The 13,173-nt window shown below is 56.6% G+C and carries 8 protein-coding genes; 1 reads left to right on the forward strand and 7 read right to left on the reverse strand.

Annotated features, from left to right (window positions below; all coding sequences use genetic code 11):
- Positions 1–25 precede the first annotated feature (25 nt).
- From eno to rlmD, 5 genes are all read right to left on the reverse strand, one after another.
- A complete protein-coding gene (eno, locus tag BMW97_RS10465; RefSeq protein WP_024909267.1) occupies positions 26–1,324 on the reverse strand; it encodes a phosphopyruvate hydratase in 1,299 nt (432 codons plus the stop codon).
- Between the two features lie 82 nt (positions 1,325–1,406).
- Positions 1,407–3,044, reverse strand: a complete 1,638-nt coding sequence (gene pyrG / locus BMW97_RS10470) for a glutamine hydrolyzing CTP synthase (protein WP_032648095.1) — start codon at positions 3,042–3,044, stop codon at positions 1,407–1,409.
- 223 nt (positions 3,045–3,267) lie between these two features.
- The gene (gene mazG / locus BMW97_RS10475) at positions 3,268–4,059 is read right to left on the reverse strand and encodes a nucleoside triphosphate pyrophosphohydrolase (RefSeq protein WP_045908474.1); all 792 of its coding nucleotides are present in this window, start codon (positions 4,057–4,059) and stop codon (positions 3,268–3,270) included.
- Between the two features lie 66 nt (positions 4,060–4,125).
- Entirely contained in the window at positions 4,126–6,357 is a 2,232-nt protein-coding gene (gene relA, locus BMW97_RS10480) for a GTP diphosphokinase (RefSeq protein ID WP_008499628.1), read from the reverse strand.
- 51 nt (positions 6,358–6,408) lie between these two features.
- Positions 6,409–7,707, reverse strand: a complete 1,299-nt coding sequence (gene rlmD, locus BMW97_RS10485; protein WP_045908473.1) for a 23S rRNA (uracil(1939)-C(5))-methyltransferase RlmD — start codon at positions 7,705–7,707, stop codon at positions 6,409–6,411.
- A 57-nt stretch (positions 7,708–7,764) separates the two neighbouring features.
- Here rlmD and barA point away from each other — a divergent pair, with 57 nt between their 5' ends.
- On the forward strand, positions 7,765–10,524 hold the full coding sequence (gene barA / locus BMW97_RS10490; protein ID WP_045908472.1) for a two-component sensor histidine kinase BarA: 2,760 nt from the start codon (positions 7,765–7,767) through the stop codon (positions 10,522–10,524).
- Between the two features lie 89 nt (positions 10,525–10,613).
- Here barA and BMW97_RS10495 read toward each other — a convergent pair whose 3' ends face one another.
- Positions 10,614–11,753 (reverse strand): glycerate kinase, encoded by a 1,140-nt coding sequence (locus tag BMW97_RS10495; RefSeq protein WP_045908471.1) that lies wholly within the window; start codon positions 11,751–11,753, stop codon positions 10,614–10,616.
- Between the two features lie 77 nt (positions 11,754–11,830).
- Positions 11,831–13,171, reverse strand: a complete 1,341-nt coding sequence (gudD, locus tag BMW97_RS10500; protein ID WP_045908470.1) for a glucarate dehydratase — start codon at positions 13,169–13,171, stop codon at positions 11,831–11,833.
- Positions 13,172–13,173 lie beyond the last annotated feature (2 nt).

Here is a 13,173-nt window from a genome sequence, read left to right on the forward strand (position 1 = left end):
CATTTTCATTTTAAGGCGTAGGCGATTATGCCTGACCTTTGATCTCTTTACGACCGTTGTATGGTGCTTTTTCGCCCAGCGCTTCTTCGATACGAATCAGCTGGTTGTATTTAGCAACACGGTCAGAACGGCTCATAGAACCAGTTTTGATCTGGCCTGCAGCGGTACCCACAGCCAGGTCGGCAATGGTAGCGTCTTCAGTTTCGCCAGAACGGTGAGAGATAACCGCGGTGTAGCCAGCGTCTTTCGCCATTTTGATCGCAGCCAGCGTTTCGGTCAGAGAACCGATCTGGTTGAATTTGATCAGGATGGAGTTAACGATGCCTTTCTCGATACCTTCTTTCAGGATCTTGGTGTTGGTTACGAACAGGTCGTCACCCACCAGCTGGATTTTGTCGCCCAGTACTTTAGTCTGGTATGCGAAGCCAGCCCAGTCAGACTCGTCCAGACCGTCTTCGATAGACACGATTGGGTACTGTTTGGTCAGGTCTTCCAGGAAGTGAGTGAACTCTTCGGAGGTGAACGCTTTGTTGCCTTCGCCAGCCAGAACGTATTTACCGTCTTTGTAGAATTCAGATGCTGCACAGTCCATCGCCAGGGTGATGTCTTTGCCCAGCTCGTAGCCTGCAGCTTTTACTGCTTCTGCGATAACAGCCAGTGCTTCTGCGTTAGAACCCAGGTTTGGCGCATAGCCACCTTCGTCACCAACAGCCGTGTTCATGCCTTTAGCTTTCAGAACTTTAGCCAGGTTGTGGAACACTTCAGAACCCATACGTACCGCTTCTTTCAGGGATTTCGCGCCAACTGGCTGAATCATGAATTCCTGAATATCAACGTTGTTGTCTGCGTGCTCACCACCGTTGATGATGTTCATCATTGGTACAGGCATGGAGTATTTGCCTGGGGTGCCGTTCAGTTCAGCGATGTGCTCGAACAGTGGCATACCTTTCGCAGCCGCAGCCGCTTTGGCGTTTGCCAGAGAAACAGCCAGGATTGCGTTCGCACCGAAGTTAGATTTGTTTTCAGTACCGTCCAGATCGATCATGATCTTGTCGATGCCAGCCTGGTCTTTGGCGTCTTTGCCAATGATTGCCTGAGCAATAGGACCGTTTACAGCGCCAACCGCTTTCAGTACGCCTTTACCCAGGAAGCGAGATTTGTCGCCATCGCGCAGTTCCAGCGCTTCGCGGGAACCGGTAGAAGCACCTGATGGAGCAGCAGCCATACCAACGAAACCACCTTCCAGGTGAACTTCGGCTTCAACGGTCGGGTTACCACGGGAGTCGATGATTTCACGACCGATGACTTTAACGATTTTGGACATTAGATTTTCCTCAGTACAAGTTAAACTAAAACTCCAGACAAACAACGCGTACCAAAGGTACGCGTTGCCGTTCTAACTTTTTTTACTTCGCCTGACGCTTCTGGTAGTCGCTGGCGGCCTTAACAAAGCCTGCAAACAGCGGATGCCCGTCACGTGGCGTTGAAGTAAATTCCGGGTGGAACTGGCAGGCGACAAACCACGGATGGTTTGGCACTTCAATGATCTCGACTAACTGATCATCCCCGGAGCGTCCCGCAACACGCAGGCCCGCGGCTTCAATAGGTTTCAACAACATGTTGTTGACTTCATAGCGGTGACGATGGCGCTCGGTGATGACCGGCTCGCCATACAGCTTGCGAACCACGCTATCGTCAGTCAGCTGGCAGGCCTGTGCGCCAAGACGCATGGTGCCACCCAGATCGCTCTTCTCGGTACGGACTTCGACGTTACCTTCTTCGTCACGCCATTCGGTGATAAGCGCCACAACAGGGTACTTACAGTCTGGCACAAATTCCGTAGAGTTCGCGTTTTCCATTCCCGCTACGTTGCGCGCAAATTCGATCAGCGCGACCTGCATACCCAGACAGATGCCGAGGTATGGAATATTGTTTTCACGCGCATAGCGCGCGGTGGCGATCTTGCCTTCTACACCACGGTAGCCGAAGCCGCCAGGGATAAGAATAGCATCCAGATCTTTCAGGATTTCAACGCCACGCGTTTCAACATCCTGCGAATCAATCAGCTTGATGTTCACGGAGACACGGTTCTTCAGACCACCGTGTTTCAGCGCTTCGATCACGGACTTATAGGCATCCGGCAGCTCGATGTACTTGCCGACCATACCGATAGTCACTTCGCCTGCCGGGTTGGCTTCTTCGTAAATAACCTGTTCCCATTCAGACAGGTTAGCTTCCGGACAGTTCAAGCTGAATCGTTTACAAATATAATCGTCCAGGCCCTGAGATTTCAACAGGCCCGGGATTTTATAAATGGAATCGACATCTTTCATTGAAATAACGGCTTTTTCAGGCACGTTACAGAACAATGCAATTTTCGCACGTTCGTTCGCCGGCACCGCACGATCGGAACGGCAAACCAGGATGTCTGGCTGAATACCAATGGAGAGCAGCTCTTTAACAGAGTGCTGAGTCGGTTTGGTTTTCACTTCACCTGCAGCGGCCATGTACGGCACCAGCGTCAGGTGCATGAACAGCGCGTGTTCACGGCCAATGTCTACCGCCAGCTGACGAATCGCTTCCAGGAATGGCAGGGATTCGATATCACCCACGGTACCGCCGATTTCAACCAGCACCACGTCGTGGCCTTCGCCACCCGCAACAATGCGTTCTTTGATGGCGTTAGTGATGTGCGGGATAACCTGAACGGTGGCACCCAGATAATCACCACGGCGCTCTTTACGCAGAACGTCGGAGTAAATGCGGCCGGTCGTGAAGTTGTTACGACGGGTCATTTTGGTGCGGATGAAACGCTCGTAGTGGCCAAGATCCAGATCGGTTTCAGCGCCGTCTTCAGTAACGAACACTTCCCCGTGTTGGATTGGGCTCATGGTGCCAGGATCGACGTTGATGTACGGATCCAGTTTCATCATGGTCACATTGAGGCCACGGGCTTCAAGAATGGCTGCGAGGGAGGCTGCGGCAATGCCTTTACCCAGAGAGGATACGACCCCGCCGGTCACAAAAATATAGTTCGTTGTCATGCTGAACCTGAGAAGTTAGGGTGAAACGATGGAATAACCAGGACGGGAAAGTAGTATACCCGAACACGGCGAGCGCCACAAACTTTCATTCTCCGTCTCCATTCCAGGCCATGACAAACATAAGGAGTGAGAAAATAGCCCCTTTTGGGTAAATGTTTTTGACGCAAATCAAGCGCTTGTCATTTAAAAAATCACACAAATTGCGCTTGATCGCAAAATTTCGTTAGAGATCAGATTCCTGGCGCTTTACTTCCTGCCAGACTTCTTCCATCGCGTCGAGGTCAATACCGCTCATTTCCAGGCCTCGCGAGGCGACAATCCGCTCCACTTCGCGAAAGCGGCGTTCGAATTTCAGGTTGGCTTTTTGCAGTGCCGTTTCCGCTTTTACACCCAGGTGGCGAGAAAGGTTGACGGTCGCAAACAGCAGATCGCCCATCTCTTCCTCAAGCTTTGCTTCATCCACCACCGCCTGCTGCGCTTCGTGCATGACCTCGTCAATCTCTTCGTGCACTTTATCCAGCACCGGGCCGAGGGAGGTCCAGTCAAACCCCACCGCGGAGCAGCGTTTCTGGATTTTGTGCGCGCGCATCAGCGCGGGCAGGCTCAGCGGGATATCATCCAGCGCGGAGTGCTGGGATTTTTCTGCCCGCTCTGCACTTTTGATCTGCTCCCAGCGGGCCAGCACTTCGGTGCTGTTTTCTGCGGTGGCGTCACCAAAAATATGGGGATGACGGCGCTCAAGCTTGTCGCTGATGGCAGCGCAAATATCGTCAAAGTTAAAGCGCCCTTCTTCCTGCGCCATCTGCGCGTAGAACACCACCTGGAACAGCAGATCGCCCAGCTCGCCGCGCAGGTCGTCAAAATCTTCACGGGAAATGGCGTCCAGCACCTCGTAGGTCTCTTCAAGGGTGTACGGGGCGATGGTGGCGAAAGTCTGCTCTTTGTCCCACGGGCAGCCGTTTTCCGGGTCGCGCAGGCGTGTCATGATGCCGAGCAGGCGGTCGATTTGAGTCATAGTTCTGTCCTGATGAAAAAATGCCGGGTGGCGGCATTGCCTTACCCGGCCTACGGAAGAGGATGTTTAGCCGCCGTGCAGACGACGCGCGTCAATCACATCCGGCACCTGGTTCAGCTTGCCAAGCACGCGGCCCAGCACCTGCAGGTTGTAGATTTCGATAGTCATATCGATGGTGGCAAGCTGCTCGCGGGTATCGCTGCGGCTGGCGACGCCCAGCACGTTGACCTTCTCGTTGGCGAGAATGGTCGTAATGTCGCGCAGCAGGCCGCTGCGGTCGTTGGCGGTAACGCGCACCACCAGCGAATAGCCAGCAGAATAGCTTTCCCCCCAGACCGCTTCCACGATGCGCTCCGGCGCATGGGACTGAAGCTCGGCAAGCTGGTCGCAGTCGGAACGGTGAATCGAAATTCCGCGCCCCTGGGTGATAAAGCCGACGATATCATCCCCTGGGATTGGCTGGCAGCAGCGAGCAATGTGGTGCATCAGGTTACCGACACCTTCGACCACCACACGGCCGTTGTCCTTGCTGCGCTGCTGCGGCGCGTAGGTTTTCTGCTGCAACTGCTTCAGCGCCGCCGCGTCCTGCTCTTCCGCGCTTGGCTTATTGAACTGCGCCTGCAGGAAGTTCACCATCTGATTCAGACGAATATCACCGCCGCCAATGGCCGCTAACAGCTCATCAAGCTCGTTGAAGTTGTAGCGCGGCAGCAGGAATTTCTCCGCCTCTTTCAGGCTGATTCCGATATGCTCCAGCTCGTCGTCGAGGATCTGACGACCGGCAAGGATATTCTTGTCACGATCCTGTTTACGGAACCAGGCGTGAATTTTCGAGCGTCCGCGGCTGGTGGTGACATACCCCAGGTTCGGGTTAAGCCAGTCCCGGCTCGGGTTCGGCTGCTTCTGGGTAATGATTTCAATCTGGTCACCCATCTGCAGTTGATAGGTGAACGGTACGATACGCCCGCCAATTTTCGCCCCGATGCAGCGGTGCCCCACATCGCTATGGATGTGGTAGGCAAAATCGAGCGGCGTAGAGCCGGCCGGCAGGTCAACAACGTCCCCTTTCGGCGTAAAGACATACACCCGATCGTCAAAGACCTGGCTGCGCACTTCGTCGAGCATCTCGCCGGAATCGGCCATCTCTTCCTGCCACGCAATCAGCTTACGCAGCCAGGCAATGCGGTCTTCGTGGCCTGAACGCGCCCCGCCGGACGTGCCTTCTTTGTATTTCCAGTGCGCGGCAACGCCCAGTTCGGCATCTTCATGCATCTGTTTGGTGCGGATCTGAATCTCGACCGTTTTACCGCCCGGGCCAAGCACCACGGTATGGATAGACTGATAGCCGTTCGGTTTGGGGTTAGCGACATAGTCATCGAACTCATCCGGCAGATGACGGAAGTGCGTGTGTACTATCCCCAGCGCGGCGTAGCAGTCCTGCAGACGCTCCGCCACGATACGCACGGCACGCACGTCAAACAGCTCGTCAAAGGCGAGGTGTTTCTTCTGCATTTTGCGCCAGATGCTGTAGATGTGTTTTGGTCGACCGTAGACTTCGGCGCGCACGTTCTCTTCTTTCATCGCCTGACGCAGGCCGCCGACAAACTCCTCGATATAATGCTCGCGATCGATACGGCGCTCGTGCAGGAGTTTGGCAATCCGTTTGTATTCCGCCGGGTGCAGATAGCGGAAGCAGTAATCTTCCAGCTCCCATTTCAGCTGACCAATCCCTAAGCGGTTCGCCAGCGGCGCATAGATGTTTGTACACTCTTTGGCAGCCAGCACGCGCTCGTCTTCCGGCGCATCCTTCACCTCTCGCAGGTGGGCAATACGCTCGGCCAGCTTGATGACCACGCAGCGGAAATCATCCACCATGGCCAGCAGCATCCGGCGAACGTTATCAACCTGCTCTGAGGAGACGGAATCGGTATGCGCGGCTTTAAGCTGGCGGATAGCCGCCATATCGCGTACGCCGTGGATCAGCGCGACGACGGATTTCCCGACGCTGTCGCGCAGCACGTCTTCGCTGACCACGTCCGCATCCGCGAGGGGGAACAGCAGCGCGGCCTGCAGCGTTTCGATGTCCATGTTCAGCATGGACAGGATTTCAACCATCTCCACGCCGCGCCACAGGAGAAGATCGGCGTCGGGATGCCCCTGCGTGGTGCGCAGACAATAGGCCCAGGTTTCGGTTAAGCGTTCACACGACTGCTGGCTGGAAATTCCCAGACTTGCGATCCATTTTTGTGGGTCAAACTCCCCAGCTTTATTGAGATGTGCACTTCTTACCGCAACCATTGTCCTCTCCTTTAGGGACCAGGGCCTGTCGAAGTCGACAAGCCAAACAAATTAGATGTGCTCGAACAACACCATCGATTCCAGATGCCCAGTGTGCGGGAACATGTCCAGCATTGCCAGACGCTGAATCTGGTAACCCGCGCTGAGTAATGCCTCGCTGTCCCGGGCAAGCGTTGCTGGGTTACAGGAAACATAGACCACACGCTTCGGCGCGAGTTTAATAATATGTGCCATCACGCCCGGGGCACCGGCACGTGCCGGGTCGAGCAAAATTTTATCGAAGCCCTGCTTTGCCCACGGCTGTTGGGTGACATCTTCCTCAAGATTTTGATGAAAGAATGTCACATTTTGCAAGCCGTTCTGCCGCGCGTTTTCCTGCCCTTTCGCCACCAGCGCCTCAACGCCTTCCACGCCGACGACGCTGGCCGCTTCTCGCGCCAGCGGCAGCGTGAAGTTGCCCATTCCGCAGAACAGATCGAGCACCCGGTCGCTTTTCTGAACATCCAGCCACGCCAGCGCTTTCGCCACCATCTGCTGGTTAACGCCATCATTGACCTGAATAAAATCCCGCGGGCTGAACGTTAAGCGTAGCCCGTTTGACGCATACCAGGGCGCCTCACCGGTAACCTGTTCAAGTATCTCGCTTTGTGGTGCAAGGAAAAGCGCCAGGTCGTGGGAATGCGAAAAGCGTTCCAGTTTTTCGCGATCTTTTTTCGACAACGGCGCGGTATGGCGCAGCACCATCAGCGGGCCATTGTTTGCCATGACCAGTTCGACATGCCCAAGATGGCGAACGCCGTCCAGTCCGGAGAGGCAGATGCGCACTTCCGGAAGCAATGCCTCAAGATGGGGCACCAAAATGGGGCACTGCTTCACATCAACGATGTCGCTGGAGCCGGCCTTGCGAAACCCCATCTCCAGCCGCTCCGTTTTTGGCTGATAGCTGAGACTCAGCCGCGCGCGACGACGATAGCCCCAGGGCTCATCGGCAAGGATTTCGTTAACGTCATGTTTAAGCAGACGCGCCAGCGCGCGGCTTTTGCTTTTTTGCTGTAATTCTGTGCTCGCGTGCTGTTGCTGGCAGCCGCCGCACACGCCAAAATGAGGACAGCGGGGCGCCACACGCTCCGGGCTATCGTTGAGGCGACGCTTAACCTGCCCGCGCGCAAACTGGCGTTTATCTTCCGTCAGCGTAATTTCTGCTCGTTCTGCTGGCAGTAAACCTGTTATAAACAGAGCCTTACCATTGTGGCGTGCCACTCCCTGACCAAACGGATCAAGGTCCGTGGCCTCAACAGTGATGATTTGACGCGTCGTCACGCGTCGCTTTGCAGAGTAGAATTGCGCCATCGCCGAGATTTTTCTCACATAAACATAATTATCTTAATTGTCCCATAACGGAACGCCATGACCAACTACAGCCTGCGCGCGCGCATGATGATTTTGATCCTCGCCCCCACCGTTCTCATCGGTTTGCTGCTGAGTATCTTCTTTGTGGTGCACCGCTATAACGATTTGCAGCGACAGCTGGAGGATGCAGGCGCCAGCATTATCGAACCGCTTGCCGTCTCCAGCGAGTACGGCATGAATCTGCAAAACCGCGAATCCATTGGGCAGTTAATCAGCGTACTCCACCGCCGCCACTCGGACATCGTACGCGCCATTTCCGTTTACGACGAACATAACCGCCTGTTTGTCACCTCGAATTTTCATCTCGATCCGGCAGCCCTGAAGATCCCGGACGGTACGCCGTTCCCGCGTCACCTCACCGTATTGCGGCGCGGCGATATCATGATCCTGCGCACGCCGATCGTGTCGGAGAGTTATTCCCCCGATGAGTCTGCGCAATCCGACGCCAAATCCAGCAATAATATGCTGGGATATGTGGCGCTGGAGCTGGATCTCAAGTCGGTCCGGCTACAGCAGTACAAAGAGATTTTCATCTCCGGCGTGATGATGCTGTTCTGCATCGGCATTGCGCTGATCTTCGGTTGGCGCCTGATGCGCGACGTGACGGGTCCCATCCGCAACATGGTTAACACGGTTGACCGCATTCGCCGGGGACAGCTCGACAGCCGTGTGGAAGGGTTTATGCTGGGCGAGCTGGATATGCTGAAAAACGGCATCAACTCGATGGCGATGTCGCTGGCGGCCTATCACGAAGAGATGCAGCACAACGTTGACCAGGCGACGTCCGACCTGCGCGAAACGCTGGAGCAGATGGAGATCCAGAACGTTGAGCTGGATCTGGCGAAAAAGCGCGCTCAGGAAGCGGCGCGTATCAAATCGGAATTCCTTGCCAATATGTCGCACGAGCTGCGCACGCCGCTCAATGGCGTGATCGGCTTTACCCGTCTGACCCTGAAAAGCGAGCTCAACCCTACTCAGCGCGATCACCTGCACACCATTGAACGCTCGGCCAACAACCTGCTAGCGATCATCAACGACGTGCTGGACTTCTCCAAGCTGGAAGCGGGCAAGCTGATCCTCGAGAGTATTCCCTTCCCGCTGCGCAGCACGCTCGATGAAGTGGTGACGCTGCTCGCGCACTCGTCTCACGACAAAGGCCTTGAGCTGACGCTTAACATTAAAAACGACGTGCCGGATAACGTCATTGGCGATCCGCTGCGCCTGCAGCAGGTCATTACTAACCTTGTCGGGAACGCCATTAAATTCACCGAAAGCGGTAATATCGACGTCCTGGTAGAGAAACGCTCGATCAGCAGCAATAAGGTCCAGATTGAAGTCCAGATCCGCGATACCGGCATCGGCATTCCGGAGCGCGACCAGTCGCGTCTGTTCCAGGCGTTCCGTCAGGCGGATGCCAGTATCTCCCGCCGTCATGGCGGCACCGGTCTGGGGCTGGTGATCACCCAGCGTCTGGTTAACGAGATGGGCGGCGATATCTCTTTCCACAGCCAGCCAAATCGCGGTTCAACTTTCTGGTTCCACATTAATCTGGACCTCAATCCGAACGTGCTGACCGATGGCCCGGTAACGGACTGCCTGAAAGGCAAGCGTCTGGCCTACGTTGAACCTAACGCTGCGGCGGCGCAGTGTGCGCTCGACATCTTAAGCACCACGCCGCTGGAGGTGGTCTACAGCCCAACCTTCTCCGCTCTGGCCGTTGAGCATTACGACATCCTGCTGATGGGGATCCCGGTCACCTTCACCGGCGAGCTGACCATGCAGCAGGAGCGGCTGGCGAAAGCCGCGTCGATGACCGACTACCTGCTGCTGGCGCTGCCTTGCCACGCGCAGCTGAATGCAGAAGAGTTGAAAAATGACGGAGCCGCCGCCTGCTTGCTTAAACCGCTCACTGCGACCCGCCTGCTGCCCGCGCTCACGGAATATTGCCGTCTTAGCCAGCATGCCCTTCCGCTGATTAACGATGAGCAAAAATTGCCGATGAGCGTGATGGCGGTGGATGATAATCCGGCCAACCTGAAGCTCATTGGCGCATTGCTTGAAGACCAGGTTCAGCATGTTGAGCTGTGCACCAGCGGCGCGCAGGCGGTTGAACAGGCTAAGCAGATGCAGTTCGATTTAATCCTGATGGATATACAGATGCCGGGCATGGACGGCATCCGGGCCTGCGAGCTGATCCACCAGCTGCCGCATCAGCAGCAAACGCCGGTTATTGCTGTCACCGCGCACGCGATGGCGGGCCAGAAGGAGAAGCTGCTGAGCGCCGGAATGAACGATTACCTGGCAAAGCCCATCGATGAAGAGAAACTTCATAGCCTGCTGTTGCGCTACAAGCCGGGTCATATTGGCGGAACGTACACGGTTTCCAGCGAGCAGGCTGAGATAAGCGTTAATCAGAACGCCACCTTTGACTGGCAGCTTGCGCTGCGCCAGGCGGCAGGTAAACCCGATCTCGCCCGCGACATGCTGCAAATGCTGGTCGCGTTTCTGCCGGAAATTCGCAATAAGGTGGAAGAGCAGCTGGTGGGTGAAAACCCGGAAGATCTGCTGGACGCAATCCACAAGCTGCACGGTAGCTGCGGGTACAGCGGCGTACCGCGGCTGAAAAACCTCTGTCAGTTGCTGGAGCAGCAGCTGCGTGCGGGCACGCCGGAATCGGAGCTTGAACCGGAGTTCCTGGAGCTGCTGGATGAAATGGATAACGTGACGCGGGAAGCAATGAAGGTGTTGGGGATCTGAGGTAAAAGCCCGGTGGCGCTCCGCTTACCGGGCCTACAGGTGCACTAACGTAGGCCGGGTAAGGCGAAGCCGCCACCCGGCAATCACAGCTAAAATGCCTGCCCCACTTTCAGCACCGCCGCGATATTTCTTGCGGCCATCCTGACGTTCTCGCCGGCATTTTCCAGCGCGTCTTCCAGCGAGCAGATGGTGTAGATCACGCTAAACACCGCATCAATGCCGTGATCGTGTACCACGCCAACGTCCGACGTCAGGCTTCCTGCAATGCCGATAACGGGTTTGTTAAAGCGTTTCGCCACCTTCGCCACCCCCACCGGGACTTTGCCGTGGATCGTCTGGCTGTCAATGCGGCCTTCACCGGTGATCACCAAATCCGCATCGGCCACCTGGTCGGCCAGGTGTAGCGCATCGGTCACGATCTCAATGCCCTGGCGCAGCTGCGCGCCGCAAAAGGCGTAGAGCGCCGCGCCCATGCCCCCCGCTGCGCCGCCGCCAGCAAGGTTTAGCACATCAATATCCAGGTCCCGGGCAATCACGCTCGCATAGTGCGCAAGCGCGTTGTCCAGGGTGACGATCATCTCGGATGTGGCCCCCTTCTGCGGGCCGAATACCGCTGACGCGCCGTCCTTCCCGGTAAGCGGATTGGTGACATCGCAGGCCACCTCAATCCGGCACTCCGCCAGGCGCTTGTCCAGCCCGCTCAGGTCGATACGCGCGAGTTTTCCCAGCTCGCCCCCGCCCAGCCCAAGAGGCTGTTCATTGTCATCCAGCAGCTTCGCCCCCAGCGCCTGCACCATGCCTGCGCCGCCGTCATTGGTGGCGCTGCCGCCAATGCCAATAATGATATGCTTAACGCCCGCATCCAGCGCGTGACGAATCAGTTCGCCCGTGCCCCAGGAGGTGGTTTTCAGCGGATTACGCAGCGAAGGTGCAACCAACTCCAGGCCGCTTGCCGCCGCCATTTCAATAAAGGCGCTCTGCTTATCTCCGGACAAGCCATAGAACCCCTCCACGCGCTCGCCCAGCGGGCCGGTCACCGGAACATGCACAATGCTTCCCTGCGTTGCTGCGATCATCGCCTCAACCGTCCCTTCGCCACCGTCCGCGACCGGCAGTTTCACATAAACCGCCTCGGGAAAGATCTCGCGAAAACCACGTTCTATCGCTGTCGCAACCTCAAGCGCACTCAAACTTTCCTTATACGAGTCCGGTGCGATAACAATTTTCATAAGCCATCCTTACGCATAGTCGTTACGTTAAGCATACACCACGTAAAAGACCGCTCGTGGGAGCGGTCCCAATGCGTTTATCGTACCATGCACGGACGTTTATTGTCGAATGTCCAGTCCGGGATCAAATACTGCATCGCCATCGCATCGTCGCGCGCGCCCAGACCGTGTTTCTGATACAACTCATGGGCCTTCATGACCTGATCCATATCCAGCTCAACCCCCAACCCCGGCGTGGAAGGCACCTGCACCATGCCGCCTTTGATCTCAAACGGCTGCTTAGTCAGACGCTGATTACCTTCCTGCCAGATCCAGTGGGTGTCGATAGCGGTGATGGTGCCCGGCGCGGCGGCGGCGACGTGCGTGAACATCGCCAGAGAGATATCAAAGTGGTTGTTGGAGTGCGAACCCCAGGTCAGGCCAAACTCATGGCACATCTGCGCCACGCGCACCGAGCCCTGCATCGTCCAGAAGTGCGGGTCAGCCAGCGGAATGTCGACTGACTGGAGGGATAAGGTATGCCCCATCTGACGCCAGTCGGTAGCAATCATATTGGTCGCGGTTGGCAGCCCTGTAGCGCGACGGAATTCCGCCATCACTTCACGGCCAGAGAAGCCTTGTTCAGCGCCGCATGGATCTTCCGCATACGCCAGCACGCCTTTCAGCTGCTTGCCGATCGCGATCGCTTCATCAAGCGACCAGGCACCGTTCGGATCCAGCGTCACGCGCGCCTGCGGGAAGCGTTTTGCCAGCGCGGTGATGGCTTCCGCCTCTTCTTCCCCGGCCAGCACGCCGCCCTTCAGTTTAAAATCGTTGAAGCCATATTTCTCGTAAGCGGCTTCCGCCAGGCGCACCACCGCATCAGGGGTCATTGCCTCGTCGTGGCGAAGCCGGTACCAGTCGCACTGTTCTTCGGGCTGGCTCTGGTACGGCAGTGGCGTCAGCTTGCGGTCGCCGACAAAGAACAGATAGCCCAGCATTTCCACTTCGCTGCGCTGCTGCCCCTCGCCCAGCAGCGACGCAACGTTAACGCCCAGATGCTGGCCCAGCAGATCCAGCATCGCGGCTTCAATTCCGGTCACCACGTGGATAGTGGTGCGCAGATCGAAGGTCTGCAGGCCCCGGCCCCCGGCATCGCGATCGGCAAAGGTATTGCGCACGGTGTTGAGGACATTTTTGTATTCGCCCAGCGTTTTGCCTACCACCAGCGGAATGGCCTCTTCCAGGGTTTTGCGGATCTTCTCCCCGCCCGGAATTTCGCCCACGCCGGTATGGCCAGCATTGTCTTTGATAATGACAATGTTGCGGGTAAAGAACGGCGCGTGCGCGCCGCTCAGGTTCATCAACATGCTGTCATGGCCCGCAACCGGAACGATCTGCATGGCGGTGACGACAGGGGTAGAAAAAGTACTCATCATTC

This window comes from Enterobacter sp. NFIX58, assembly GCF_900110475.1.
Classification (GTDB): Bacteria; Pseudomonadota; Gammaproteobacteria; order Enterobacterales; family Enterobacteriaceae; genus Enterobacter; species Enterobacter quasiroggenkampii.